This is a genomic window from Polaromonas sp. P1_A2, from assembly GCF_056406895.1.
Map to the genome: position 1 here is coordinate 41,313 of NZ_JBFTZI010000002.1, position 26,125 is coordinate 67,437.

Sequence of the window (26,125 nt, forward strand, 5' to 3'; positions counted from 1 at the left end):
TACGGCTAAAATAGAGAGTTGACCGATTTCAAGCGGGGATTCGGAGGTTTTTCGGATTCCCGTTTTTATTTCCGGCGCGCGGGTGGCGAAATTGGTAGACGCACCAGGTTTAGGTCCTGACGCCAGCAATGGTGTGGGGGTTCGAGTCCCCCCCCGCGCACCACCCTGAGGCTTGCGGGCGGCAGTTCTTGCGTCCATGCGCTCAGTCGTTGCGGAAAACCCGCGACATGCCAGGTGAAAACCTGTTTTGACTACTTTTTGATCTTAGGAAGACCATCATGGCCGTGACTGTTGAAACCCTTGAAAAGCTCGAGCGCAAGATGACGCTCACGCTGCCCGTCAACACCATCCAGTCGGAAGTTGACACCCGCCTCAAGCGCCTGGCCCGCACGGTCAAGATGGACGGCTTCCGTCCCGGCAAGGTTCCCATGAATGTCGTGGCCCAGCGCTACGGCTACTCGGTGCACTACGAGGTCATGAACGACAAGGTCGGTGAAGCCTTTGCCGTGGCCGCCAACGAAGCCAAGCTGCGCGTTGCCGGCCAGCCCCGCATCAGCGAAAAAGAGGGCGCCCCCGAAGGCGAACTCGCGTTCGACGCGGTCTTCGAGGTCTATCCCGAAGTCAAGATCGCCGACCTGTCGAACGCCCAGGTCGAAAAAGTCAGCGCCGAAGTCAGCGACGCGGCCATCGACAAGACCCTGGACATCCTGCGCAAGCAGCGCCGCACCTTCGCCCAGCGCGCCGCCGATGCGCCCGCGCAGGACGGCGACCGTGCCACCATCGACTTTGAAGGCAAGATCGACGGCGAACCCTTTGCCGGCGGCAAGGCCGAGGACTACCAGTTCCTGATCGGCGACGGCCAGATGCTCAAGGAATTCGAAGACGCCGTGCGCGGCATGAAGACCGGCGAAAGCAAGACTTTCCCGCTGAACTTCCCGGCCGATTACCACGGCAAGGACGTGGCCGGCAAACAGGCCGACTTCCTCGTGACCGTCAAGAAGATCGAAGCCGCCCACCTGCCCGAAGTCAATGAAGCCCTGGCCAAGTCCCTGGGCATCGCCGATGCGACGGTTGAAGGCCTGCGCGCCGACATCAAGAAAAACCTCGAGCGCGAAGTCAAGTTCCGCCTGCTGGCCCGCAACAAGAACGCCGTGATGGACGCGCTGGTCGCCAACGCCGAACTCGACCTGCCCAAGTCCAGCGTGCAGGCTGAACTGGACCGCATGGTCGAAGGCGCCCGCGCCGACCTGAAGCAGCGCGGCATCAAAGACGCCGACAAGGCGCCGATTCCCGAAGAAATCTTCCGCCCGCAAGCCGAAAAGCGCGTGCGCCTGGGTCTGGTGGTGGCCGAACTGGTGCGTACCAACGAACTGCAGGCCAAGCCCGAGCAGCTCAAGGCCCACATCGAAGAGCTGGCCGCCAGCTACGAAAAACCGCAGGACGTGGTGCGCTGGTACCTGAGCGACAACCGCCGCATGGCCGAAGTCGAGGCGGTTGTGATCGAAAACAACGTCACCGACTTCGTGCTGGGCAAGGCCAAGGTCACCGAAAAAGCCATTTCCTTCGACGACCTGATGGGCCAGAACTGATTCTTCAGCGTCTTTGCTGACATTGGGGCTTGTGCTTTGCGGCGCAGGCCCCAATTTCTTTGGGCTACGGCATCGGCAGCCCGCGAGTGCGCCGCCAGCCTTCGCCGGAATTCCCGGGTGGAATTTTTGGGTACAGTACAAACATCTCTGGAGAACACATGATGGTCCGAAACAATATTTACGGCGGCGCCCATACCGGCCCGCAAGCCGGCGCCCTGGATGCGCAAGGCCTGGGCATGGTGCCCATGGTCATCGAGCAGTCCGGTCGCGGCGAGCGCTCCTACGACATTTACTCGCGCCTGCTCAAGGAACGCGTGATCTTCCTGGTGGGCCCGGTCAACGACCAGACGGCCAACCTGGTGGTGGCCCAGCTCCTGTTCCTGGAAAGCGAAAACCCGGACAAGGACATTTCCTTCTACATCAACTCGCCGGGCGGCTCCGTCACCGCCGGCATGGCGATTTACGACACCATGCAGTTCATCAAGCCCGACGTCTCCACGCTCTGCGTGGGCATGGCGGCCAGCATGGGCGCTTTCCTGCTGTCGGCCGGCGCCAAGGGCAAGCGCTTTTCGCTGCCGAATTCGCGCGTGATGATCCACCAGCCCTCGGGCGGTGCCCAGGGCCAGGCGACGGACATCGAAATCCACGCCCGTGACATCCTCAAGACGCGCGACCAGCTCAACCGCATCCTGGCGGCCAATACCGGCCAGCCGATCGAGAAGATCGAGCGCGACACCGAGCGTGACTACTTCATGTTCGCGGACGACGCCAAGGAATACGGCCTGGTCGACCAGGTGATCGCCAAGCGGCCTTAAGCGTCCCCGGGGCGGTCAAGCCGGCTTGGCCGGCCCGACCCCCTCAAGTTGCTCTGCAACAACGGCGTTTTCTGTAACAGAAACGCCGTTTTTTTATTGGTTATCATTAGGTAACAGTTCCCTTCAGGCTCCTTAAAGGCATCCCCACCAATGGCCGAGAAAAAAGGCTCCTCCAGCGAAAAGACTTTGCACTGCTCTTTTTGCGGTAAAAGTCAGCACGAAGTCAAAAAACTGATCGCTGGCCCCTCGGTATTCATTTGCGACGAATGCATCGATCTCTGCAACGAGATCATTCGCGACGAACTCCCCGCCGGCGAAGATGTCCGCGAAACCCGCACCGATTTGCCCACTCCCCTGGAAATCAAGGGAACCCTCGACGGCTATGTGATCGGACAGGAACCGGCCAAGCGCACGCTGGCCGTGGCCGTCTACAACCACTACAAACGTCTGCGCCACAAGGAAAAAGCCAAAAAAGACGACGTTGAGCTGACCAAGAGCAATATCCTGCTGATCGGCCCCACCGGCTCGGGCAAGACCCTGCTGGCCCAGACGCTGGCGCGCACCCTCAATGTGCCCTTCGTGATGGCCGACGCCACCACGCTGACCGAGGCCGGTTACGTGGGTGAGGACGTCGAAAACATCATCCAGAAGCTGCTGCAGAGCTGCAACTATGAAGTCGAGCGCGCCCAGCAGGGCATCGTCTACATCGACGAAATCGACAAAATCTCGCGCAAGTCCGACAACCCGTCCATCACGCGCGACGTGTCGGGCGAGGGCGTTCAACAGGCGCTGCTCAAGTTGATCGAAGGCACCATGGCCTCGGTGCCGCCGCAGGGCGGCCGCAAGCACCCGAACCAGGATTTCCTGCAGGTGGACACCACCAACATCCTGTTCATCTGCGGCGGCGCCTTCGCCGGCCTGGAAAAAGTCATCGAAAACCGCACGGAAGCCTCGGGCATGGGTTTTGGCGCGACCGTCAAGAGCAAAAAATCCCGCACCCTGACCGAAGCCTTCAAGGAGGTCGAGCCGGAAGATCTGATCAAGTTCGGACTGATCCCCGAACTGGTCGGCCGCATGCCCGTGGTCGCCACGCTGGCCGAGCTCAGCGAAGACGCCCTGGTGCAGATCCTGACCGAGCCGAAAAACGCCGTCGTCAAGCAGTTCAGCAAGCTGCTGGCCATGGAAGGCGTGGACCTCGAGATTCGCCCCTCTGCGCTCAAGGCCATCGCCCGCAAGGCCCTGGCCCGCAAAACGGGTGCGCGCGGCCTGCGCTCCATCCTGGAGCAGTCGCTGATCGACACCATGTTTGACCTGCCCAATGCCAGCAATGTGGACAAGGTTGTTGTGGACGAGTCCACAATCGAAGAAAACAAGGCCCCCCTGCTCGTGTACCGTGAAGCGGCCAAGAAAGCCTGAATCCCCCAAAGGCTGGCCGGAATGCTTGAAAAGCGCTCCCCTGCGCCCCATGTCTGGGTTGATTGTGTTTCGCCGGGCCATGCAACTGGCCGTCACGGCTAACGTTTAAGGTTTATATGTCCGGACAAACTTCATTGCCTTCCACCCCCATTGACCTCCCCCTCCTGCCTTTGCGGGACGTGGTGGTCTTTCCGCACATGGTGATCCCGCTGTTCGTGGGCCGCCCCAAGAGCATCAAGGCGCTGGAGTCGGCCATGGAAGCCGAGCGCCGCATCATGCTGGTGGCGCAAAAAGCCGCCGCCAAGGACGAGCCCTCGGTCGAGGACATGTTTGAGGTCGGTTGCGTGGCCACCATCCTGCAACTGCTCAAGCTGCCCGACGGCACCGTGAAGGTGCTGGTTGAAGGCCAGCAGCGCGCCAGCGTCAACAAGATTGAAGAAGGCGAGCAACATTTCTCGGCCAACGTCACGCCCGTCGAAACCGTGGCCGTGGTTGCCGGCGACAAGACCAGCGAAATCGAGGCCTTGCGCCGGGCCGTGATGCAGCAGTTCGACCACTACGTCAAACTGAACAAAAAGATTCCGCCCGAAATTCTCACTTCGATCTCCAGCATCGACGATGCCGGCCGCCTGGCCGACACGATTGCCGCGCACCTGCCGCTCAAGCTCGACGCGAAGCAGGTCATCCTGGACCTGGCCAACGTCAAGGCGCGGCTCGAAAACCTTTATGAGCAGCTCGAGCGCGAAGTCGACATCCTCAATGTCGACAAGAAGATCCGCGGCCGCGTGAAGCGCCAGATGGAAAAGAACCAGCGCGACTTCTACCTCAACGAGCAGGTCAAAGCCATCCAGAAGGAACTGGGCGAAGGCGAAGAGGGCGCCGACATCGAGGAGATCGAGAAGAAGATCAAGACGGCCAAGATGCCGCAGGAAGCCCGTAAAAAAGCCGAGAGCGAGCTCAAGAAGCTCAAGCTCATGTCGCCCATGTCCGCCGAGGCGACCGTGGTGCGCACCTACATCGACGTGCTGACCGGCCTGCCCTGGAGCAAGAAGACCAAGATCAAGCACGACCTGGGCAATGCCGAGAACGTGCTCAACGAAGACCACTACGGGCTCGAGAAGGTCAAGGACCGCATCGTCGAGTACCTCGCGGTGCAGCAGCGCGTCGACAAGCTCAAGGCGCCCATCCTGTGCCTGGTCGGGCCTCCCGGCGTGGGCAAGACCTCGCTGGGCCAGTCCATCGCCAAGGCAACCGGTCGCAAGTATGTGCGCATGGCCCTGGGCGGCATGCGCGACGAAGCGGAAATCCGCGGCCACCGCCGTACTTATATCGGTGCCTTGCCGGGCAAGGTGCTGCAAAGCCTGACCAAGGCCGGCACGCGCAACCCGCTGTTCCTGCTCGACGAGATCGACAAGCTGGGCACCGACTTCCGCGGCGACCCCTCCAGCGCCTTGCTGGAAGTGCTGGATCCGGAACAGAACCACACTTTTGGCGACCACTACGTCGAGGTTGATTTCGACCTCAGCGACGTGATGTTCGTGGCCACCTCGAACTCGATGAACATTCCGCCGGCCCTGCTGGACCGCATGGAAGTCATACGCCTGTCCGGCTACACCGAGGACGAAAAAACCAGCATCGCCATGCGCTACCTGCTGCCCAAGCAGGTCAAGAATAACGGCGTGAAGGAAGGCGAACTCGAGGTGCAGGAGCAGGCCGTGCGCGACATCGTGCGCTACTACACGCGCGAAGCCGGCGTGCGTTCGCTGGAGCGCGAACTCTCCAAGATCTGCCGCAAGGTCATCAAGGGCATACAGCTCAAGAAGATGGAACCCAAGGTCGTGGTCACGCCGGACAATCTCAATGAGTTCCTGGGCGTGCGCAAATACAACTACGGCCGCGCCGAGCAGCAGAACCAAGTCGGCCAGGTCGTGGGCCTGGCATGGACCGAAGTCGGCGGCGACCTGCTGACCATTGAGGCGGCCATCATGCCCGGCAAGGGCGTGATCACGCGCACCGGTTCGCTCGGCGACGTCATGAAAGAGTCCGTGGAAGCCGCGCGCACGGTGGTGCGCAGCCGCGCCAAGGTGCTGGGCATCAAGGACGAGATGTTCGAAAAGCGTGACATCCACATCCACGTGCCCGACGGCGCGACGCCCAAGGACGGCCCGAGCGCCGGCGCCGCGATGACGACGGCCTTTGTGTCCGCATTGACCGGCATCCCGGTGCGCGGCGACGTGGCCATGACGGGCGAGATCACGCTGCGTGGTGAAGTCACGGCGATCGGCGGCCTGAAGGAAAAACTGCTGGCAGCCTTGCGCGGCGGCATCAAGACGGTGTTGATCCCCGAAGAAAACGCCAAGGACCTGCAGGAGATTCCCGACAACGTCAAAAGCGGCCTGGAGATCGTGCCGGTGAAATGGATAGACCAGGTGCTGCAGGTTGCGCTGGAGCGCCAGCCTGTTCCCTTGACGGATGAAGAAGCCGCCGTTGCCGCGCAGGCCGCCGCGGCTGCGCCGGCGGAAGCCGCGGGCACGGTCAAACATTGAATCTTTCGCAAAGTTTTTTTGGACAGTTTGGAAAAGCCGAAAAACTACGCTATAATTTGAGGCTGTTATCGCGGGAGTAGCTCAGTTGGTAGAGCGCAACCTTGCCAAGGTTGAGGTCGAGAGTTCGAGACTCTTCTCCCGCTCCAATTCAAAGGGCAGCACTTCAAAATGCTGTCCTTTTTCATTGGGGTTTCACGGATAGTCGGCAAGGCCATGGTGCCGAAGCCGGTGGCAGACAGAATACGGCGCGGTAACAAAGCGGTTATGTACCGGATTGCAAATCCGGCTAGCCCGGTTCGACTCCGGGCCGCGCCTCCATCAAACCCTGCAATCAGCCCCAGCCATGGGGCTTTTTTGTTTGACAATAGGCCACAGACGCCGGGCCGGATGTTTGCACGGGGCCTTTGAAATAAAGCGTTTGAGCCTGAGTGGTGAAATAGGTAGACACAGCGGACTTAAAATCCGCCGCTTCGTGAATAGCGGGCGTACCGGTTCGATTCCGGTCTCAGGCACCACAGCACAGCGGCTCACCCATGCGCCGGGCACGCCTTCGAAAACTGGGTAAGATAAATTCCATCATGTCCCGCTACAACACACCTTTTGAGATCCACGTGCACGGTGAAGTGCCTTTGCGTGTGGAAGTTACCTTTGAGCAGCTGCAGGAGGCCCTGAAGCCGCTGTGGAAGTACACGGGCTCCAAATCCCTGGCGGCGGCCGCCGCGAGTGCCTATGAGGAAGAACCGGGCATTCGCTTCGACGTTCATAAACACCTGCTGCAGATGTGCTGGACCGTGCCGGGTGACGAGGATTTCCGCCAGGCCCTCGACGAAATGTGCATGGGCCTGAACGACCTCGCCGAGGCGGGCGCGCCCATCGAGGTGACCTTCTACGACTCCGACTTCGATGAGGAGGAGGGCGACGAGGATGAAGAAGCGCGCGACGACTTCGCGATGTACTTCGTCGGCCCGACGCCGGCCGCCATCATGCAGGTGCAGCGCGACTTGCTGGTGCAGGACATGATCGGCCTGATGGAGCGCCACTTCGACGGCTCCGAACTCGGCGAAGTCGTCGCGGCCGTCGACAGGTTGTTCGAGCAGCGTTTTGACGCCTTGGTCAACTCCATGCAGCTCGGCAAGCCGCCACGGGGGCTGGGCGGGCCGCAGGGCGGCTCAGGCCACGGCGGCGGGCGCAAGCCCCGGCATCTGCACTAAGCGCGTTTGGACGTGCCGCCCTGCGTTTCCCCGGGAAATCCCAGGCCGCGCAGATAAACGTCGATCGCGCACTGGCCGACCTCCAGCAGGTCAAAAGCCTGCGGGTCCAGCAGCCAGTTCTGGATCAGCCCGTCGATCAGCGCATGCAGGCCCTGCGCCCCCACCGATGCCGGCACCGGCAAGGCAAGGTTCATCTGCTCCGCGGCGGTTCCCAGGCTTTGCGCTATGCGTTCCACGAAGCCGTTGCGCACCCTGAGGTGGCGAAGCCGCACGGCCTGCAGTTCCTCCACATATTCGACTTTCTGGGTCGCGACCTCGAACACCCGGCGGGTCTGCATATCGGTCACGATTTGCCGTAAAGCATTGACGGTGGACAGCCGTATCCGGTCTATGGCGTTGGGGCCGGCCCCGCCATCCAGGCCGGGGGCTTCCTGTTGTTCGTTCTCATGGTGAAAGGACTCTTCCATGGGCAGCGTGACCCGATCAATCATCGCGTTGAACAGGTCCGCCTTGTCCTTGAAATGCCAGTAGACCGCGCCGCGGGTGGCGCCGGCGCGCCTGGCGATGTCCTGCAGGCTGGTGCGCGACACCCCTTGCGCCTGGAACAGGTGCTCAGCGGCGTCCAGCAGCTTGTGGCGTGTGGCCAGAGCCTCTTCTTTTGTTCGACGGGCCATTGACTGCCTCCAAGGTGAATTTCTGGATTTTTGTTATACATTCACAAATGTATGTAAACTATAACACTCGCAAAAACCCTTATTCTTTTTGTTTTCGGCAAATGGGCTGTGCCCCAATTGCCGGCTACGTCTTTTGCTTTGCGCTTTTTTCCCAAAAATTCGAGGAATAGCATGCCCAAGTCTCGCGTTGCCCATTCGTTTGTACTCCCCCCATTCCTGAAATACCAGCCCCTTGCCGCCGCGGCCGCATTGGCGCTGCTTCTGGCCGGATGCGGCAAAGGCGCAGGCGCTCCCGGCGGGGCACCGCCGCCTGCGGAAGTCGGCGTTGTCACCGTGACCCAGGGCGATGTCGGCCTGATCACCGAGCTGCCCGGCCGCCTGGAAGCCTCACGCGTGGCCGAAGTCCGGGCGCGCGCCGCCGGCATCCTGCAAAAGCGGCTGTTCCGCGAAGGCAGCGACGTCAAGGCAGGCCAGCAGCTGTTCAGCATTGACCCCGCGCCTTATGCGGCCGCGGCCGCCAGCGCCAAGGCCAGCCAGGCCCGCGCCGAAGCCAACCTGGCGCAGGCGACCGCGCTGGCTGAACGCTACAAGCCGCTGGTGGAAGCCAATGCCGTCAGCAAGCAGGAATACGCCAACGCCGTGGCCGCGCAGAAGCAGGCCGAAGCCGACGTGGCTGTGGGCAAGGCCAGCGTGCAGACCGCGAACATCAACCTGGGCTATGCCTCGGTGACGGCGCCTATCTCGGGCCGCATAGGGCGCGCGCTGGTGACCGAAGGCGCGCTGGTCGGTCAGGGCGAGGCCACGCAGCTCGCGGTGGTCCAGCAGATCAATCCGATGTACGTCAACTTCACGCAGTCGGCGCCCGAGATCATGAAGCTGCGCGCCGCGATGGACAGCGGCCAGTTCAAGCGCGCCAGCGGCGCCGAAGCCGCCAGCGTGCGCATCGTGCTTGAAGACGGCAGCGAATACGCGCGCCCCGGCCGCCTGCTGTTTTCCGACCTGACGGTGGACGCCACGACCGGGCAGGTGACCTTGCGTGCTGAAGTCCCCAACCCCGGCGGCCAGCTGCTGCCGGGCCTCTACGTGCGCGTGCGCCTGGAGCAGGCGCAGGTCAGCAATGCCATCACCTTGCCGCAACAGGCCGTCACGCGCACGGCGCAGGGCGATACGGTCATGGTGGTGGGGGCCGACGGCAAGGTCAGCCCGCGCCCCATCAAGATAGGTTCGGCCCAAGGCAACCAGTGGGTGGTGCTGGACGGCCTGAAGACCGGCGAGCAGGTCATGGTTGACGGCTTCCAGAAACTGCAGCCCGGCGCCACGGTCAAGCCCGTGCCGTGGCAGGCGCCCGGCGCCAAGCCCGCCGCCGGCGCGGCTTCCGCCCCGGCATCGGCCGCATCCGCCGCGAAACCCGCCGCTTCCGCCGCATCCGCGGCAGCGAAGTAAGGAGCCCCGCACATGGCCAAGTTTTTCATTGACCGGCCGATTTTTGCCTGGGTGATCGCACTGTTCATCCTGGTGGTGGGCGGCGTGGCGATCACGCAGCTGCCGATCGCCCAGTACCCGCCCGTGGCGCCGCCCGCCATCGTCGTCAGCACCGCCTACCCGGGCGCTTCGGCCCAGACGCTGGAGGACAGCGTGCTGTCGGTGATAGAGCGCGAAATGAACGGTTCGCCCGGCCTCATTTACATGGAATCGGTCGCGCAGGCCGACGGCACCGGCAGCATCACGCTGAGCTTTGAGCCCGGCACCAACGCCGACCTGGCGCAGGTGGACGTGCAGAACCGGCTCTCGCGCGCCTCGCCGCGCCTGCCCGCCGCGGTGACGCAGCAAGGCGTGCGTGTCGACAAGTCGCGCTCCAACTTCCTGCTGTTCACCATGCTCTCGTCCGACAACCCGGCGCATGACCCCATTGCGCTGGGCGACTATGCCTCGCGCAACATCGTGCCCGAGCTGCAGCGCGTCAAGGGCATAGGCCAGGCCCAGCTGTTCGGCAGCGAGCGCGCCATGCGCATCTGGCTGGACCCGGCCAAGCTGCAGGGCGTCAGCCTTTCGGCCAACGACGTCAACACCGCGATCCGCGCGCAGAACGCCCAGGTGTCCGCCGGCAGCATAGGCGACCGGCCCAACGTGGCGGGGCAGGGCATCGCGGCCACCGTGGTGGTCAACGGCCAGCTCGCCAATGTCGAGCAGTTCGGCAACATCGTGCTGCGCGCCAACACCGACGGCTCGTCGGTGCGCCTGAAGGACGTCGCGCGCATCGAGCTGGGCGGCCAGTCCTATGCGACCTCGGCCCGCCTGAACGGCAAGCAGGCCATCGGTATCGGTGTGCAGCTCGCGCCCAGCGGCAATGCACTGGCGTCGGCCCAGGCCGTGCGCGCCAAGATGACCGAGCTGGAGCGCTATTTCCCGCAGGGCATGAAGTGGAGCATCCCCTACGACAGCTCGCGTTTCGTCAAGATCTCGATCTCGCAAGTGGCCGAGACCCTGTTCGAGGCCGTGGCGCTGGTGTTCCTGGTGATGTTCCTGTTCCTGCAGAACTGGCGCTACACCATCATCCCGACCATCGTGGTGCCCATCGCGCTGCTGGGTACCTTTGCCACCTTGCTGGCGCTGGGTTTTTCGATCAACGTGCTGACCATGTTCGGCATGGTGCTGGTCATCGGCATCGTGGTGGACGATGCCATTGTGGTGGTCGAGAACGTCGAGCGCATCATGACCGAAGAAGGCCTGCCGCCGCTGGAGGCCACGCGCAAGGCCATGCAGCAGATTTCGGGCGCCATCATCGGCGTGACCGTGGTGCTGATCTCGGTGTTCGTGCCGCTGGCCTTCTTCGCGGGCTCGACCGGCAATATCTACCGCCAGTTCTCGGCGGTGATGGTGTCGTCCATCGCCTTCTCGGCCTTCATGGCCCTGTCGCTCACGCCGGCGCTGTGCGCCACGCTGCTCAAGCCCGTCGAGGCCGGGCACCACCATGCCAAGACCGGCTTCTTCGGCTGGTTCAACCGCGGCTTCTCGCGCACCGCCAAGAGCTACGAAGGCGTTGTCGCGCGCATCCTCAAGCGCGCGGCGCGCTACCTCATCATCTACGTGGCCATCATAGGCGCGGTCGCGGTGGTCTACCTGCGCCTGCCGACCTCCTTCCTGCCCAATGAAGACCAGGGCAACCTGCTGGTCAACGTGCAACTGCCGCCGGGCGCCACCTACGAGCGCACGCTGTCGGTGATGCAGACCGTCGAAGGCTTCATGCTCAAGCAGCCCGAGGTCGAAAGCATGGTCGGCGTGCTGGGCTTCAGCTTCTCCGGCCAGGGCCAGAATGCGGCACTTGCCTTCGTGACGCTCAAGGACTGGAAGGAGCGCGACGGCGACGCGCACTCGGCCAGCGCCGTGGCGGGCCGCGCCTTTGGCGCGCTCATGGGCGTGCGCGACGCCTTCATCTACCCGCTGAGCCCGCCGCCGATTCCGGAGCTGGGCACGGCTTCGGGTTTCAGCTTCCGCCTGCAGGACCGCGGCGGCGCGGGCCACCAGGCGCTGGTCAATGCGCGCAACCAGTTGCTGGGCATGGCTTCCAAGAGCCCGGTCCTCGCGCAGGTGCGCCCCGACGGCCTGGAAGACGCGCCCCAGCTGCAGATCGACATAGACCGCGACAAGGCCAACGCGCTGGGCGTCACCTTCGACTCGATCAACTCGGTGCTGTCGACTTCGCTGGGCTCGAGCTATGTGAACGACTTCCCGAACCAGGGCCGCCTGCAGCGCGTGGTGGTGCAGGCCGACGCGCCGGCGCGCATGCAGCCCGACCACCTGCTCAGGCTCAACGCCAGCAACAGCAAGGGGCAGCCCGTGCCGCTGTCGGCGTTTGCCACCACGCGCTGGATCACCGGCGCGATGCAGACGGTGCGTTACAACGGCTATCCCGCGATGCGCATAGGCGGCAGCGCCGCGCCGGGCTACAGCACCGGCGCCGCCATGGCCGAGATGGAAAAACTCGCAGCCCAGCTGCCGCAGGGCTTCGGCTTTGAATGGACCGGCCAGTCGCGCGAGGAAAAGCTCGCCGGCTCGCAGGCCACGCTGCTCTACGGTTTCGCCATCCTGGCGGTGTTCCTTTGCCTGGCCGCGTTGTACGAGAGCTGGAGCATCCCGCTGGCGGTGATCCTGGTCGTGCCGCTGGGCGTGATCGGCGTGCTTCTGGCCACCTTGTTCCGCGGCTATGCGAACGACGTGTACTTCCAGGTCGGCCTGATCACCATCATCGGCTTGTCGGCGAAGAACGCGATTCTGATCATCGAGTTCGCCAAGGACCTGCAGGCCCAGGGCCGCAGCGTGATCGAGTCCGCCCTGGCGGCGGCCCACCTGCGTTTCCGTCCCATCATCATGACCTCGCTGGCCTTCGGGCTGGGCGTGGTGCCGCTGGTGATCGCCTCGGGCGCGGGCTCGGCGAGCCAGCGCGCCATCGGCACCGGCGTGATAGGCGGCATGGTCACCGGCACGGCCCTGGCGGTGATTTTTGTTCCCGTGTTCTTCGTGGTGGTGCGCGGCCTCTTCAAAGGCAGCGAACGGCAAAACAGGATGTATTCCGAGCATGCCAAGGCGGCGGGCATCACCGGAGAGGAAGGAAATGAAGGTAAGGCCCATGAGTAAATCCCCATCCAGGTTCCCGCAGCTTCTGGCGCTGGGCGCGGCGGCGCTGCTCGCCGGCTGCTCCATGATCCCGAAGTACGAGCGGCCGGCCGCCCCGGTGGCCGACCAATACCCCACCGCCTCGGGCTGGATCGCCGGGTCGGCGCAGACCACCACGGGTAGTTCCGCCACCGCCAACACGCCGGCCGCGGCCGACATCGAGTGGCAGACCTTCTTCAGCGATCCACAGCTGCGCAAGCTGATCGATGCGGCTCTGCGCAACAACCGCGACCTGCGCATCGCCGTGCTCAACATCGAGCAGGCGCGCGCGCAGTACCGGATACGGCGCGCCGACCAGTTCCCGACCATCAACGCCGGCATCACCGGTTCGCGCCAGCCCAATGCCAACGGCAACGGCAGCATCACCAGCGCTTACACCGGCGGGTTGATCATGACCTCCTACGAGCTGGACTTCTTCGGCCGCGTCGCCGCCCTCAAGGAGTCGGCGCTGGCGCAGTACCTGGCGACGGAAGAAGGGCGCAAGACCACCCAGATCAGCCTGATCGCCGCGGTGGCCAACACCTATCTGAGCCTGCTGGCCGACGAGGAACTGCTGGCGATCACGCAGCAGACGCTGGTCACGCGCGAGGAGTCCTTCAAGCTCAGCAAGCTGCGTTTTGACAACGGCGTGAGCTCCGAACTGGACTTCCGCCAGGCCGAGTCGCTGACCGAGGCCGCACGCGTCTCGCTGGCCCAGCAGGTGCGCCAGCGCGCGCTGGACCAGAACGCCCTGACCTTGCTGATAGGCCAGCCGCTCACCGGCGAGCTGGCCGTGGCCCTGCCGGCCGACAAAGGACTGGCCGACGCGCCCATGATGGTTGACGTGCCCGCCGGCCTGCCTTCCGACCTGCTGACCCGGCGCCCCGACGTGCGCCAGGCCGAGCAGCAGCTGCTGTCCGCCAACGCCGACATAGGCGCGGCGCGCGCGGCATTTTTCCCGCGCATTTCGCTCACGGCCAGCGCCGGCAGCGCCAGCTCGCACCTGAACGGCCTCTTCAAGAGCGGCTCCTACGGCTGGACCATGGCGCCGCAGCTGATCCTGCCGCTGTTTGACGCGGGCCGCAACCGCGCCGGCCTGGATTCGGCCAACGCCGGGCGCGACATCGCCATCGCCCAGTACGAAAAATCCATCCAGACGGCCTTCCGTGAAGTAGCCGATGCCCTGGCCGGCCGAGCCACCCTGGGCGAGCAGTTGCGCGCCCAGCAGGCCCAAGCCAACGCCGAAGCCACGCGCTTCAAGCTGGCCGACCTGCGCTACCAGAACGGCGTGGCCAGCTACCTGGACCAGCTCGACGCCCAGCGCGCGCTGTTCACCGCGCGCCAGGCCGTGGTGCAGACCCGCCTGGCTCAGCTGCAAAGCCAGGTCACGCTGTACAAGACGCTGGGTGGCGGCTGGAAGGAGCCGCCCCCTGAAGAAGCCCTGAGCCTGAAGGCCGATACCCAGCTCAGCCGCTAAACCCGTCCGCCGTTAAATCCCGGCCGCCCGCTCCCCGTTCTGGGGGCGGGCTTTTTTTTGCCGGTTTTCCCGGCCGCGGTGCGACGCCGCCATGCACCCCATCTTTATTTGTGAGCAAGTGTGCCGAATGTATCCACGCAAGCCTTGCCCTGCGAGGTCTCTTAAGCGACACGGCATGCTAATTGCTGAAGGGTTACTCCCTACGAAGCGGCCTCGGGGGCGGCGGTATATTCGCGCCGACCGACAGGCCAAACGTCTAGCCTCCGATGGGAGGCGAGATGCTCCATCCACCACGGCGGGCCATAAGCCCGCCGGTTTTTTATTCGGGAGTGCAAACAAGCATGAACTCAAACTGGACGATGAAAACCCTGGCCGGCGCCGTGCTGCTGGCCTGTGCCGGCCTGGCCGCCGCTGCCAACGTGCCCGCCGGCGTGAAACTGCATGAGACCCAGGAACTGGTCCGCAACAACGGCTCCGAGCCCGAAACCCTGGACGCCGCGCTGGCGACGGGCGTGCCGGCCAACAACGTGATCCGCGACATGTTCGAAGGCCTGTGCGCCGCGGACAACAACGGCAAGATCGTGCCCGGCGTGGCGGAAAGCTGGAAGCAGGTCGACCCGCAAACCTGGGTCTTCAAGCTGCGCAAGAACGCCAAGTGGTCCAACGGCGACGCTGTGACCGCCGACGACTTCATCTACAGCATGCGCCGCTTCGTCGACCCGGCGACCGCTTCCAAATACGCCTCCACCTACGGCGTCTTCCTGCTCAATGCCAAAGAGATCATCGAAGGCAAGAAGCCCGTCACCGAGCTAGGCGTCAAGGCCATCGACCCCTACACCCTGGAAATCAAGACGCCTTTCCCGGTCAACTTCCTGCCCGAGGTCGTGTCCAACCCCCAGCTCGCGCCCCTGCACAAGGCCACCATCGAAAAATTCGGCAAGGACTGGACCCGGCCCGCCAACATGGTGAACAACGGCGCCTTCTCGCTCAAGGACTGGCAGGTCAACAGCAAGATCATCCTGGCCAAGAACCCCGCTTACTGGGATGCGAAGAACGTCCAGCTGACCAAGGTCACCTACCTCTCGGTCGAGGACGGCAATGCCGACGTCAAGCTCTATGAGTCGGGCGAAAACGACTGGGTCTACCAGCTCCCCCCCGGCACCTACGACAAGTACAAGGCGCAGTACCCCAAGGAGATCCGCAACACCGACATGCTGGGCCTGCGCTACTACTCGCTCAACAACGCCGACCCGGCCCTCAAGGACATCCGCGTGCGCAAGGCGCTGTCCATGGCGCTGGACCGCGACATCCTGGCGCAGCGGGTCACCGCCGACGGGCAGACACCGGCTTACGGCGTGATCGTCAAGGGCACTTCCGGCGCCGACGTGACCGCCTACGACTGGGCCAAATGGCCCGCCGACAAGCGCATTGCCGAAGCCAAGAAGCTGCTCAATGAAGCCGCGCTGCCGCCCGGCACCAAACTCAAGTTCTCCTACAACACCAGCGATTACCACAAGAAGATGGCCATCTTCGCGGCCTCCGAGTGGAAGACCAAGCTGGGCCTGGACGTTGAACTGGAAGCCATGGAATTCAAGGTGCTGATCAAGAAGCGCACCGACAAGGACTACCAGATCGCCCGCAACGGCTGGATCGCCGACTACAACGACGCCACCACCTGGCTGACCCTGGTGCAGTGCGACTCCGACCAGAACTACCACAACAGCTGCAACCGCAAGGCCTCCGCGCTGATCGATGAAGGCAACCAGCAATTGGACCCGGCCAAGCGCAAGGTCCTGCTGACCCAGGCGGCGAAGATGATCATGGAAGACTACCCCATCATCCCGCTGCTGCAGTACACCGTGCCGCGACTGGTCAAGCCCTATGTGGGCGGTTACTCGACCACCAACGCGCTGGACCGCTACCGCGGCAAGGACCTGTACATCATCAAGCATTGAGGGCGGGCCGGGCGGGCGCCGCCGCGCGCCTGCCTGTCCCTGGCCTGCTATTCACCGCTTTCCAAGATCTTTCTGACGCCATGCCGGCCGTTCAGGGCCAAGCTGTACCCGGCCCAGGCCTTCATGCGCTCATGCGTTCACACTGACTAGCCCGGAGATATCCTCATGTGGTCATACGCCTTCAGGCGCGTCCTGGCGACCCTTCCGACCTTGCTGGCCGTGGTCACCGTCTGCTACCTGCTGCTGCACGGCACGCCCGGCGGCCCCTTCGATGAGGAGCGCAAGGTGTCCGCCGCGGTGCTGGCCAACCTGCAGGCCAAGTACCACCTCGACCTTCCGTTGTGGCAGCAGTACCTGTATTACCTCAACAGCCTGCTGCACGGCGACCTGGGCGCCTCCTTCCGTTATGCCGACTGGTCGGTCAACGAGCTGGTGGCCAAGGCGCTGCCGGTTTCCGCGGCGATAGGCGGGGGCGCCATCGTCATCTCGCTCTTCGTCGGCGTCTTCCTCGGTACCATGGCCGCCTTGCGGCAGAACAGCGCTATCGACTACGGGGTCATGCTGCTGGGCAACGCGGGCCATGTATTCCCGTCTTTTGTGATCGGCCCGGTGCTGATCCTGGTGTTCGCGGTCTGGCTCAAGGTCGCGCCGGCCGGCGGCTGGGACGACTTTTCACCGCGCTTCATGGTGCTGCCCATGCTGCTGCTGATCTTCATCAACGTGGCCACCATAGGCCGCGTCATGCGCGGCAGCCTGATCGAGGTGCTGCACAGCAACTTCATACGCACCGCGCGCGCCAAGGGCTTGCCCACGCACACCATCATCCTGCGCCACGCCCTCAAGCCCGCGCTGCTGCCGGTGGTGTCCGTCATGGGCCCGCTGGCGATTTCCTCGATCACCTCGGCCATCGTGACCGAATCGGTGTTCTCGCTGCCGGGCATAGGCAAGCTCATCGTCAACGGCGCCGCCAACCGCGACTACACCCTGGTGCTGGGCCTGGTGGTGCTGGTGACCGTGATCGCCGTGACGCTCAACCTGCTGGTCGACCTGGCTTATGCCTTGCTTGATCCCAAGATCCGTTACTGAGGCGGGACGCCATGCTGTTCAGAAACAAAAACAAACAGGACCGGCTGGCCGCGGCGCTGGGTAATGCGCTGCAAGCAGCGCCGGCCGACATCGCGGGGCGCAGCCCCTGGGCCGACGCGCGCGTGCGTTTTCTGCGCAACAAGGCGGCGGTGTTCAGCCTGGGCCTGCTGGCCTTGATCACGCTGTGCTGTATCGCCGGCCCCTGGTTGCTGCCGCATGCCTTCGATGCCGCCGACTGGGACGCCATGAGCTTGCCGCCCACGCTCAAGAACGCGCATTTTTTCGGCACCGACGAGTCGGGTCGCGACCTGCTGGTGCGCAGCCTGGTCGGCGGCCGCGTGTCGCTGCTGGTGGGTTTTCTGGCCACCCTGTCGGCCGTCACGCTGGGCATTGTCTGGGGCGCGACGGCGGGCTTTATTGGCGGCAAGGTGGATGCCTTCATGATGCGCGTCGTCGACATGATGTACGCCGTGCCCTATCTGCTGATCGCCATCCTGATGGTGACCATTCTGGGGCGCGCCTTTTACCTGGTGGTGATCACCATCACGGTGTTCTCCTGGATGGACATGGCGCGTGTGGTGCGCGGCCAGACCCTGTCGCTGCGCTCGCGCGAGTTCATCGAGGCGGCGAGGGCGCTGGGCGTGCCGACGCGGCGCATCATCTTCCAGCACATCGTTCCCAACCTGCTGGGCATCGTGGTGATCTACACCACGGTCACCGTGCCGGCCGTGATCCTGGTCGAGTCGGTGCTGTCTTTCCTGGGGCTGGGCATCCAGGAGCCTATGACAAGCTGGGGCGTGCTGATCCACGATGGTGCGTCCGTCATGGAGGTGTCGTCCTGGATGCTGCTTTTCCCGGCCGGCCTGCTGTCGCTGACCCTGTACTGCTTCAACTACATCGGGGACGGCCTGCGCGATGCGCTGGACCCCAAGGAACGCTGAGCCGCATCATGAGCCTGATCGAAGTCAACAATCTCGGCGTCCAGTTCCAGACCCAGGACGGGCTGGTCTACGCCGTCAACGGCATCAACTTTTCGCTGGACCGGGGCCAGACCCTGGGCATCGTCGGCGAAAGCGGCTCCGGCAAAAGCCAGAGCGTGCTGGCCATGATGGGCCTGCTGGCCAGCAACGGCAAAGCCACCGGCCAGGCCCTGTACCAGGGCCGCGACCTGCTGGCCATGAAGCCGGCCGATCTCAACAAGATACGCGGCAACCGCGTGGCCATGATCTTCCAGGACCCGATGACCTCGCTCAACCCTTACCTCACGGTGGAGCGGCAGATGACCGAGGTGCTGCAGTTCCACAAGGGCCTGGACCGCAAGGCGGCGCGCGCCCGTTCGGTGCAGCTGCTTGATGCTGTCAAGATTCCCGATGCGGCGGGCCGCATCACCCTGTACCCGCATGAGTTTTCGGGCGGCATGCGCCAGCGCGTGATGATCGCGATGGCCTTGCTGTGCGAGCCCGAGGTGCTGATCGCCGACGAACCCACGACCGCGCTGGACGTCACGGTGCAGGCGCAGATCATCGCCTTGCTGCGCGAGCTGCAGCGCGATTTCGGCACCGCCATCATCATGATCACCCACGACCTGGGCGTGGTGGCGGGCCTTTGCGACGAGGTGATGGTGCTCTACGGCGGGCGCGTGATGGAGCAGGGCAGCGCCGACAGTGTTTTTTACCGCGCCTCGCATCCCTATACCGTGGGCCTGCTGGGCGCCATACCGCGCCTGGACGCGGAGGGCGAAACGCTGGTTGCCATCCCCGGCGCGCCGCCGAATATGGCGAAGCTGCCCAGGGGCTGCCCGTTCAGCGAGCGCTGTACCCTGGCCAGCGCGCAATGCGTGGAACTGCTGCCCGCGCTGCTGCCTGCCGAACACGACGCGGCCGTGCTCAGGGCCTGCCACCGCTCTGTCCAGGCTGTGTCGGAACTCGCGGCGAAGGAGGCCAGCCATGCGTGAGGCCGCCAAACCCATTCTGTCGGTGCGCGACCTCCAGGTGCACTTCAGGATCAAGGCAGGCGGCGCCTGGCCCTGGTCGCCGGCCCGCATCCTCAAGGCCGTGGACGGTATTTCCTTCGACATCCATGCCGGCGAAACCCTGGGCGTGGTGGGCGAGTCGGGCTGCGGCAAATCGACGCTGGCGCGCGCGGTGCTGAACCTGATCCCGGCCACCGCCGGCAGCATTGCCTGGATGGGCCGGGAGATGACAACGGCCTCCAGCGATGCTTGGCAGGCGGCCAGGGCGGACATCCAGATGATCTTCCAGGACCCGCTGGCCTCGCTGGACCCGCGCATGACCATCGCGCAAATCATTGCCGAGCCGCTGCGCACGCATCGCCCGGCCATGCCCGAGGCCGAGGTGATGCAGCGCGTCAAGGCCATGATGGGCCGCGTCGGCCTGATGCCGCAGCAGATCAACCGCTACCCGCACGAGTTCTCCGGCGGCCAGTGCCAGCGCATAGGCATTGCGCGGGCCCTGATCCTGGAGCCCAAGCTCATCATCTGCGACGAGCCGGTGTCGGCGCTGGACGTGTCCATCCAGGCGCAGATCATCAACCTGCTCAAGGAGCTGCAAAAATCCATGGGCCTGGCGCTGATCTTCATCGCGCACGACCTGGCCGTCGTCAAACACATCAGCGACCGCATCCTGGTGATGTACCTCGGGCATGAAATGGAAGTGGCGCACAAAAAGGCGCTGTACGCGTCGCCGCGCCATCCCTACACCCAGGCCTTGCTGTCGGCCATCCCGATTCCCGACCCGGTGCTGGAGCGTAAAAAGGTGATCCAGCTGCTGCAGGGCGACCTGCCTTCGCCCATGGCGCCGCCTTCGGGCTGTGTGTTCCGCACGCGCTGCCCGCTAGCGATTGCGCGCTGCGCCGAGGAGGTGCCGGCGCTGCGACGGCTGAGCGATGAGACGGAGGCGGCCTGCCTGCTGGCCTAGGCTCCTAGAACCTTTTCACCGGAGGGCGCACAGGTAGACCGCGAAGATGGCGACCAGCCACAGCGTCTCGACCAGCATCAGCGCCATGGGCCGCCAGCCCAGCTTGACCAGCTCCTCGAAAGAGGTCTTGATGCCCAGCGCCGCGATGGCGACCACCAAGCAGACGCGCGAAACCTGGCCCAGCGCCTCGTTGAGCCGCGGCGTGACCACGCCCAGGCTGTTGGCCAGCACCAGCGCCATGAAGCCGACCAGGAAGAAGGGCAGCAGCGGCGTGCGCGGGCCGGCATTGCCGGTGCTGCTGCGCCTGCGCCAGTACCAGGCCAGCACGGCGACCACGGGCACCAGCAGCGTGACGCGAAACAGCTTGACGATGACCGCGACGTCGCCGGTCTCGTGCGACATCATCAGGCCCGCGCCCACGACCTGCGCCACGTCATGGATGGTGCCGCCCAGGAAGATGCCGGCACCGCTGTCGTCCAGCCGCAAAATCCTGGCCAGCAGCGGGTAGACCACCATGGCCAGCGTCGACAGGCCGGTGACGCCGACCACGGTCAGCAGCGTGTGGCGCTCGTTGTCCGGCGTTTTGGGCATGACCGCTGCCACGGCCAGGGCCGCCGATGCGCCGCAGATGGACACTGCCGCGCCGCACAGCAGGCCGAAGTCGGTGCCCAGGCCCAGGCGCCGCGCCAGCCAGGCCCCCAGCGCGATGGCGCTGGCGACGGCGATCACCGCGGTGGCCAGCGGCCCCACGCCCAACTGCCCGATTTGCGCCAGCGTGATGCGCGCACCCAGCAGGGCCACGCCAATGCGCAGCAGCGTCCTGGCGCAAAACTCGATGCCGGGCCGGCAGCGCGCGTCCTGGTAGAGGAAGTGAAAGGCCAGGCCGAACAGCAGGGCGTAGAGCAGCTGCGGGCCGCCGTAGTGCTCGGAAAGAAAGGTCGCGCCCAGCATGATGAGCAGCGGCAGGGCCAGGCCAGGCCACAGGCTGCGGGTGCGAAGAAGCCAGGGACGCGCAGCGCTGGGCATGGTCGTGCAAACCTCGTGGAAAAAGAAACGAAGGGAAGAAGCGAAGGGAGGAGGCGCCTCGAAGGCGCGCAAGGCATGGAACAGGGGGCTCGAGGCCCCCCGGAGTCAGGCTTGCAGCGCGGCAAAGCCCTGCTGCAAATCGGCCAGCAGGTCGGCCGAGTCTTCGAGCCCGATGTGCAGCCGGATGATCTGGCCGTGGCCCGACCAGTCGGTCACGCTGCGGGCATTGCGCAGGTTGGCCAGCGTGACCAGGCTTTCATAGCCGCCCCAGGACGCGCCCAGGCCGAACAGCCGCAGGCTGTCGATCAGGCGCTCGGCGGCGGCCTGGTCGAAGCCCCGCTGCAGCTCGAAAGACAGCAGGCCGTTGGTGCCCTTGCAGTCGCGCTGCCAGATGGCATGGCCCGGGTGGCCTGGCAGGGCCGGGCAGAATACGGTCGCCACTTCGCTGCGCGCCTGCAGCCAGGCCGCCACCTTCAGGGCGCCGCTTTCGTGCACGGCCAGGCGCGCGGCCATGCTGCGCGTGCCGCGCAGCACCAGGAAGGCGTCGTCGGGGCTCACCGTCATGCCGAAGGCGTCGCTGCGCTCGTTGAGCGCCTGCCAGGCGGCTTGTGTGGTGGCGACGGTGCCCATCATCACGTCGGAATGGCCCGACAGGTATTTGGTGGCGGCCATGACCGACACGTCGGCGCCCAGCGCCAGCGGCCGGTACTGGTAGCCGGATCCCCAGGTGTTGTCGGCCACCAGCAGCGCGCCCCGCGCATGGGCGATGGCGGCCAGGCGCGGCAGGTCGCACATCTCGTAGACCAGCGAGCCCGGGCACTCGGTGTACACCATGCGCGTGCCCGGCTCGATTTTTTCTTCCACGTCACTGCCGTCGGCCGCAAAAAAAGTGCAGCGGATGTTGTAGGGCGTGAGGAAGGACTCGACCAGCTTGCGCGCCGGCTCATAGACGCCGTCGGACATCAGCACATGGTCGCCGGGCTTGAGGTAGGCCAGCAGCGTCATCGCGATGGCGGCCAGGCCCGTGGGGAAAAGCCGCGTGCGGTAGGCGCCCTCAAGCTCGCTGACCATGTCTTCCAGCGCGTAATTCGTCGGGTTGCCGCGGGCCCCGTAGGTGAACACGCGCTCCTCGCCGCGCCGCTGGCGCATCTCGCGCTGGTGCGCCGTGCTGTCGAACAGCACGGTGCTGGCGCGCACCACCGGCGGGTTGACCGGCCGTCCGCCCTCATAGGCCGGCAGCTTGCCGGCATGGACTAGGCGGGTCAGGGCGGATGGGCTGGTGGGCAAGTCGGCCGGCGGCGATTTTTTGTTCATGTCGGGAAAGCCTTGGTGGATGAGCGATCAGTCTAGCTTGGCGCCCGAGAGTTTGACGACGCGCGACCAGCGGGCGATGTCCGCCTTGAGCTGCGCGGCGAAGGCCGCCGACGTGTTGCCGACCACTTCGCTGCCGCCCTCGGTGATCAGCTTGCTGACTTCCGGCGTCTTCAGGGCGCGCACGATGCTGTCGTGCAGGTAGGCCACGCGCTCAGGGGGCGTTCCGGCCGGCGCGAAGAAACCGTACCAGTCTTCAAAGGTGGTGTTTTTGTAGCCCAGCTCTTCCAAGGTGGGCACCTTGGTGAACACGCCGATGCGGCGCGGGCTGGTGACGGCCAGGGCGCGCATCTTGCCGTTCTGGATGAAGCTGGATACCGAGGCGGTGGAGGTGATGAGCACGTCCACCTGGCCTCCCAGCAGGTCGGTGATGGCAGGCGCCGCGCCCTTGTAGGGCACGTGGGTCATGCCGATGCCGCTGTCCTTTTCCAGCACCACGCCGACCAGGTGCGAGAGCGTGCCGTTGCCGGGCGTGGCGTAGGTGACGCGCCCGCCGGGGGCCTTGGTTTGCGCGGCCAGGTCGGCAAAGCTTTTCAGGGGCGAGTTGCTGGGCACCACCAGCACCAGCGGCGCGGCGTTGATCTGGGTGATGGGCAGGAAGTTCTTCAGCGGATCGAATCCCGGCGAGGCGTAGAGCGTGGGGTTGACGGCCATCAGCGAAACCTGGCCCGTGAGCACGGTGTAGCCGTCGGGCTTGGCGTCGGCCACGGCCTTGGCGCCTATGTTGCCGCCGGCGCCGCCGCGGTTGTCGACGATGGCGCTCTGGCCGGTGATGTCGGACAGGCGGGTGGTCACAAAACGCGTGGTGGCGTCATTGCCGCCGCCGGCCGGGAAGGGCGAGACGAATTTGATGGCCTGGTTGGGGAAGCCGCCGACCTGGGGCATGGGCTGCGCGGAGGCGGCGCCGTGCACGGCGAGCAGGGCGCAGCAAAGTGAGGCGGCGGTGAATTTCAGCTGGGCAAGCATGGGGGCTCCTGAATGGATGGATGCAAAAATGAAAAAAGAAGAGCGAGGGCGCCGGGCCGGCGGGATCAGGCGTGGGCGACGGCTTCGGGCAGATGAAAGGCCTTGAGTTCCTGCGCGTCGAGCTGCCCGATCAAGTTGACTTCCCAGGCCAGGTACTGGCGGGCTGCTTCCTTGTTGCCGTCGTGCCGGTCGTGCACGAAGAACAGGTAGTCGATGCAGTCGCTGTCGGCCGGAATGTTTTCAGAGGCCTGCAGCGGCAGGCTGGCGGCGCGCCAGCCGTCCAGGCCGCCTTCGAGCAGGCTGGGTTTCAGGCCCAGTGCCTGCAGGTCCACGGCCGCGCACGCCGCCACGGCGGGCTCGTCGGCAATCAGCACCACCGGGCGGTGCTCACCGGCCAGGGCCTGCGCCAGGCGCGGCCGTATCGACCAGCGCGTGCCTGCGATGTGTTTCTGGCGGAACTGCATGCTGGGGCGCAGGTCGATGGCGCAGACGCTGCCGTCGGCCAGGCCGTCTTTCAGCGCCTGCGCGCTGGTGGCGGGCAGCGCGGGCAGGCCCACGGGTGCCGCGGCGGGCAGGGCCAGTCCGCTGGCCAGGCCCTGGCCCAGCACGCTGGCATCGTGGCCCAGCTGGCGCAGCCAGCTTGCCACCGTGAGTGCGCGCATGCCGTCGGTGTCGAACAGCACCAGGCGCGCCTTGCGCACGCCCACATACTGGTCGGTGGCCTGGATCAGCTGGCCGCCCGGTGTGTGCTGCGCGCCGGGCAGGCTGCCCTGCGCGAATTCTTCGGGGCTGCGGACGTCGCACAAAAACAGCGTGCGCTGCGTGTCACCGGCCCAGCCGCGAACCGTCTGCGCGTCGACGACAGGTACGTTGAAGCGCTTTGCCAGCGCCTGGGCTGCCTCGCGCATGCCGGCGGTCCCCTGGGGTTGCACCGATTCGGGGTAGCGGCGCGTGCCGCCGTGCTCGAGCTTGAGGTCGGCCAGGTACCAGCCCTGCGTGCCGTTTTCGAGTGCCGACACGGGGTTGCGCACACCCAGGTTGATCAGCGTCTGCGCACCTATGATGCTGCGCGTGCGGCCCGCGCAGTTGATCACGATGTGGGTGCTCTCGCTGGGTACCAGGTCGCGTATGCGCAGGGCCAGCTCGCCGTTGGGGCAGCTGATCGCCGTCGGGATGTTCATCTTGCGGAACTCCGAGAACGGCCGCCCGTCCAGCACCACGACGTCGTCCTTGCGCTCTATCATGGCCGCCAGTTCGGTCGCACTGACCCGGGGCGTGTGGTAGACCTGCTCGGCCAGTTCGCCGAAAGTCTTGGACGGCACGTTGACGCCCGCGAACAGCGCAAAGCCGGCCGCTTGCCAGCCGGCGGTGCCGCCTTGCAGCACCTGCACATCGCTGTAGCCGATCGCGGCCAGGCGGCGCGCGGCCAGGGGCGCGGCGCCCTTGCCGTCGTCGTCATAGACCACCAGCCGCACGCCTTTGCGCGGCGCCAGGCGCGGCGCATCCAGCTCGAGACGGCTGTAGGGCAGGGTGATGCCGTAAAACAAATGCGACTGGCCGTACTGGCCGTGCTCGCGCACATCGAACAAGGCGATTTCTTCGCCGTCGTGCAACCAGGCTTTGAGCGTGGCCGCGTCTACAAAACGTGTCATGGAGTAAATGCGTGTGGGTTCGGGAGATTCGAGGGGATCAGACGTACTGGGCGTTCAGCGGCGGGTCTGCACGCCTATGCCCATGGTTTCGTAGGTGCCTTTTTCCAGGTCGTAGCTGGTGCGCGAGGTCAGGGTCTCGAGCGCGCGGCCGTACATGTGCAGGTGGCGTATTACCTGGCCCGCGGGAATTTCCACCGAGTGGATGTCTTCCGGCAGCAGTGCGATGCCCGTGCCGGGCTCGACCACGACGGAGCTGACTTCCTTGAGCTGGGCTTTGCCCGGCACCGAGCCGTCGTCCTGGCGTTCGTACACGCGGTTGAGTTCCGTGCCTTCCACGGCGCTGATGCAGGCCCAGGTGGTGTGGTTGTGCGGCACGATGCGCTTGCCGGGGCGCATCACGTTGAGGTAGAGCGCAAAGCTCTGGTCGGCGTCTTCGGCAATCAGGTAGCGCGCCTGCAGTTCGGGGCTGACGGGAGCGTTGAACTCGGCCTCGCTCCACAGGTCCTTGCGGTCGGCCAGCTGGTTCAGCACCGCCAGCACCTTGGCCAGGGACTGGCGGGTGGCTTCGCCGCTTCCAACAATAAGTTTAATGTTTTCAATGGCGGCGCCAACGGCCTGGCTGCGCTCTGCTTTTGCGGTGTTCATAGGCGTTTCCTGGGTGAAATTCCGGTTTGAAGGGCTTAATATAGTCAAGTCATATTTTTCAAACAACTCAGAAATAGAGATAAACACATTAGCATTCGTAATATGAA

Annotated in this window: 19 protein-coding genes and 4 tRNA genes; 17 read left to right on the top strand and 6 right to left on the bottom strand. The window is 64.9% G+C overall.

Going from position 1 to position 26,125, the window contains the following annotated elements; translation table 11 throughout:
- Positions 1–76: 76 nt before the first annotated feature.
- The 9 genes from AC1D09_RS07175 (at position 77) to AC1D09_RS07215 (ending at position 7,577) form a co-directional block, all read left to right on the top strand.
- Positions 77–163, top strand: a tRNA-Leu gene (locus AC1D09_RS07175).
- Positions 164–278: 115 nt separating this feature from the next.
- Entirely contained in the window at positions 279–1,589 is a 1,311-nt protein-coding gene (tig, locus tag AC1D09_RS07180) for a trigger factor (RefSeq protein ID WP_413328385.1), read from the top strand.
- A gap of 158 nt (positions 1,590–1,747) precedes the next feature.
- On the top strand, positions 1,748–2,404 hold the full coding sequence (clpP, locus tag AC1D09_RS07185) for an ATP-dependent Clp endopeptidase proteolytic subunit ClpP (RefSeq protein ID WP_477664562.1): 657 nt from the start codon (positions 1,748–1,750) through the stop codon (positions 2,402–2,404).
- 150 nt (positions 2,405–2,554) lie between these two features.
- Positions 2,555–3,820, top strand: a complete 1,266-nt coding sequence (gene clpX, locus AC1D09_RS07190; protein WP_074575347.1) for an ATP-dependent Clp protease ATP-binding subunit ClpX — start codon at positions 2,555–2,557, stop codon at positions 3,818–3,820.
- A gap of 116 nt (positions 3,821–3,936) precedes the next feature.
- A complete protein-coding gene (gene lon, locus AC1D09_RS07195; RefSeq protein ID WP_477664561.1) occupies positions 3,937–6,366 on the top strand; it encodes an endopeptidase La in 2,430 nt (809 codons plus the stop codon).
- 70 nt (positions 6,367–6,436) lie between these two features.
- Positions 6,437–6,512: transfer RNA gene (locus AC1D09_RS07200), tRNA-Gly, on the top strand.
- Positions 6,513–6,610: 98 nt separating this feature from the next.
- A tRNA-Cys gene (locus tag AC1D09_RS07205) sits at positions 6,611–6,684 on the top strand.
- A gap of 104 nt (positions 6,685–6,788) precedes the next feature.
- Positions 6,789–6,881 (top strand) — tRNA-Leu (locus tag AC1D09_RS07210).
- A gap of 63 nt (positions 6,882–6,944) precedes the next feature.
- Positions 6,945–7,577 carry a DUF6806 family protein gene (locus tag AC1D09_RS07215; RefSeq protein WP_007870593.1) on the top strand — a complete coding sequence of 211 codons (633 nt, stop codon included), beginning with the start codon at positions 6,945–6,947 and terminating at the stop codon, positions 7,575–7,577.
- On the opposite strand, the gene AC1D09_RS07220 is transcribed toward AC1D09_RS07215, so the two are convergent.
- Positions 7,574–8,251 (bottom strand): TetR family transcriptional regulator, encoded by a 678-nt coding sequence (locus AC1D09_RS07220; RefSeq protein ID WP_477700993.1) that lies wholly within the window; start codon positions 8,249–8,251, stop codon positions 7,574–7,576. The genes AC1D09_RS07215 and AC1D09_RS07220 overlap by 4 nt on opposite strands.
- A 171-nt stretch (positions 8,252–8,422) precedes the next feature.
- On the opposite strand from AC1D09_RS07220, the gene AC1D09_RS07225 reads away from it, so the two are divergent.
- The 8 genes from AC1D09_RS07225 to oppF all read left to right on the top strand — a co-directional run bounded on the left by AC1D09_RS07225 (position 8,423) and on the right by oppF (position 20,358).
- A complete protein-coding gene (locus AC1D09_RS07225; RefSeq protein WP_477700994.1) occupies positions 8,423–9,694 on the top strand; it encodes an efflux RND transporter periplasmic adaptor subunit in 1,272 nt (423 codons plus the stop codon).
- 12 nt (positions 9,695–9,706) lie between these two features.
- Entirely contained in the window at positions 9,707–12,886 is a 3,180-nt protein-coding gene (locus AC1D09_RS07230; protein WP_477664558.1) for an efflux RND transporter permease subunit, read from the top strand.
- Positions 12,879–14,381: an efflux transporter outer membrane subunit gene (locus AC1D09_RS07235; protein ID WP_477664557.1), complete on the top strand. Its 1,503-nt coding sequence runs from the start codon at positions 12,879–12,881 to the stop codon at positions 14,379–14,381. Before AC1D09_RS07230 ends, AC1D09_RS07235 begins: the two co-directional genes overlap by 8 nt.
- A 341-nt stretch (positions 14,382–14,722) precedes the next feature.
- Positions 14,723–16,336 (top strand): peptide ABC transporter substrate-binding protein, encoded by a 1,614-nt coding sequence (locus AC1D09_RS07240; RefSeq protein ID WP_477700995.1) that lies wholly within the window; start codon positions 14,723–14,725, stop codon positions 16,334–16,336.
- A 165-nt stretch (positions 16,337–16,501) separates the two neighbouring features.
- Positions 16,502–17,422, top strand: a complete 921-nt coding sequence (gene oppB / locus AC1D09_RS07245; RefSeq protein ID WP_477664555.1) for an oligopeptide ABC transporter permease OppB — start codon at positions 16,502–16,504, stop codon at positions 17,420–17,422.
- A gap of 11 nt (positions 17,423–17,433) precedes the next feature.
- Positions 17,434–18,363, top strand: a complete 930-nt coding sequence (locus AC1D09_RS07250; protein WP_477700996.1) for an ABC transporter permease subunit — start codon at positions 17,434–17,436, stop codon at positions 18,361–18,363.
- A gap of 8 nt (positions 18,364–18,371) precedes the next feature.
- Positions 18,372–19,376 (top strand): oligopeptide/dipeptide ABC transporter ATP-binding protein, encoded by a 1,005-nt coding sequence (locus tag AC1D09_RS07255; RefSeq protein WP_477664553.1) that lies wholly within the window; start codon positions 18,372–18,374, stop codon positions 19,374–19,376.
- Positions 19,369–20,358: a murein tripeptide/oligopeptide ABC transporter ATP binding protein OppF gene (gene oppF, locus AC1D09_RS07260; protein WP_477664552.1), complete on the top strand. Its 990-nt coding sequence runs from the start codon at positions 19,369–19,371 to the stop codon at positions 20,356–20,358. Before AC1D09_RS07255 ends, oppF begins: the two co-directional genes overlap by 8 nt.
- 15 nt (positions 20,359–20,373) lie before the next feature.
- Here the strand turns inward: oppF and AC1D09_RS07265 are convergent, their stop codons facing one another.
- The 5 genes from AC1D09_RS07265 to AC1D09_RS07285 all read right to left on the bottom strand — a co-directional run bounded on the left by AC1D09_RS07265 (position 20,374) and on the right by AC1D09_RS07285 (position 26,018).
- Complete coding sequence (locus AC1D09_RS07265; RefSeq protein WP_477664551.1) at positions 20,374–21,384, bottom strand: YeiH family protein; 1,011 nt, start codon at positions 21,382–21,384, stop codon at positions 20,374–20,376.
- Between the two features lie 105 nt (positions 21,385–21,489).
- Positions 21,490–22,698, bottom strand: a complete 1,209-nt coding sequence (gene metC, locus AC1D09_RS07270; RefSeq protein ID WP_477663773.1) for a cystathionine beta-lyase — start codon at positions 22,696–22,698, stop codon at positions 21,490–21,492.
- 27 nt (positions 22,699–22,725) lie between these two features.
- Positions 22,726–23,721 (bottom strand): Bug family tripartite tricarboxylate transporter substrate binding protein, encoded by a 996-nt coding sequence (locus AC1D09_RS07275; RefSeq protein ID WP_477663772.1) that lies wholly within the window; start codon positions 23,719–23,721, stop codon positions 22,726–22,728.
- A 65-nt stretch (positions 23,722–23,786) separates the two neighbouring features.
- Positions 23,787–25,373, bottom strand: a complete 1,587-nt coding sequence (locus tag AC1D09_RS07280) for a rhodanese-like domain-containing protein (RefSeq protein ID WP_477663771.1) — start codon at positions 25,371–25,373, stop codon at positions 23,787–23,789.
- Positions 25,374–25,427: 54 nt separating this feature from the next.
- Entirely contained in the window at positions 25,428–26,018 is a 591-nt protein-coding gene (locus AC1D09_RS07285) for a cysteine dioxygenase family protein (RefSeq protein ID WP_477663770.1), read from the bottom strand.
- Positions 26,019–26,125: the final 107 nt, after the last annotated feature.

Excerpts from the sequence above, each read along its gene's own strand:
- tig (WP_413328385.1), top strand. The coding sequence starts at position 279 with ATGGCCGTGACTGTTGAAACCCTTGAAAAGCTCGAGCGCAAGATGACG.
- clpP (WP_477664562.1), top strand. The coding sequence starts at position 1,748 with ATGATGGTCCGAAACAATATTTACGGCGGCGCCCATACCGGCCCGCAA.
- clpX (WP_074575347.1), top strand. The coding sequence starts at position 2,555 with ATGGCCGAGAAAAAAGGCTCCTCCAGCGAAAAGACTTTGCACTGCTCT.
- lon (WP_477664561.1), top strand. The coding sequence starts at position 3,937 with ATGTCCGGACAAACTTCATTGCCTTCCACCCCCATTGACCTCCCCCTC.
- AC1D09_RS07215 (WP_007870593.1), top strand. The coding sequence starts at position 6,945 with ATGTCCCGCTACAACACACCTTTTGAGATCCACGTGCACGGTGAAGTG.
- AC1D09_RS07220 (WP_477700993.1), bottom strand. The coding sequence starts at position 8,251 with ATGGCCCGTCGAACAAAAGAAGAGGCTCTGGCCACACGCCACAAGCTG.
- AC1D09_RS07225 (WP_477700994.1), top strand. The coding sequence starts at position 8,423 with ATGCCCAAGTCTCGCGTTGCCCATTCGTTTGTACTCCCCCCATTCCTG.
- AC1D09_RS07230 (WP_477664558.1), top strand. The coding sequence starts at position 9,707 with ATGGCCAAGTTTTTCATTGACCGGCCGATTTTTGCCTGGGTGATCGCA.
- AC1D09_RS07235 (WP_477664557.1), top strand. The coding sequence starts at position 12,879 with ATGAGTAAATCCCCATCCAGGTTCCCGCAGCTTCTGGCGCTGGGCGCG.
- AC1D09_RS07240 (WP_477700995.1), top strand. The coding sequence starts at position 14,723 with ATGAACTCAAACTGGACGATGAAAACCCTGGCCGGCGCCGTGCTGCTG.
- oppB (WP_477664555.1), top strand. The coding sequence starts at position 16,502 with ATGTGGTCATACGCCTTCAGGCGCGTCCTGGCGACCCTTCCGACCTTG.
- AC1D09_RS07250 (WP_477700996.1), top strand. The coding sequence starts at position 17,434 with ATGCTGTTCAGAAACAAAAACAAACAGGACCGGCTGGCCGCGGCGCTG.
- AC1D09_RS07255 (WP_477664553.1), top strand. The coding sequence starts at position 18,372 with ATGAGCCTGATCGAAGTCAACAATCTCGGCGTCCAGTTCCAGACCCAG.
- oppF (WP_477664552.1), top strand. The coding sequence starts at position 19,369 with ATGCGTGAGGCCGCCAAACCCATTCTGTCGGTGCGCGACCTCCAGGTG.
- AC1D09_RS07265 (WP_477664551.1), bottom strand. The coding sequence starts at position 21,384 with ATGCCCAGCGCTGCGCGTCCCTGGCTTCTTCGCACCCGCAGCCTGTGG.
- metC (WP_477663773.1), bottom strand. The coding sequence starts at position 22,698 with ATGAACAAAAAATCGCCGCCGGCCGACTTGCCCACCAGCCCATCCGCC.
- AC1D09_RS07275 (WP_477663772.1), bottom strand. The coding sequence starts at position 23,721 with ATGCTTGCCCAGCTGAAATTCACCGCCGCCTCACTTTGCTGCGCCCTG.
- AC1D09_RS07280 (WP_477663771.1), bottom strand. The coding sequence starts at position 25,373 with ATGACACGTTTTGTAGACGCGGCCACGCTCAAAGCCTGGTTGCACGAC.
- AC1D09_RS07285 (WP_477663770.1), bottom strand. The coding sequence starts at position 26,018 with ATGAACACCGCAAAAGCAGAGCGCAGCCAGGCCGTTGGCGCCGCCATT.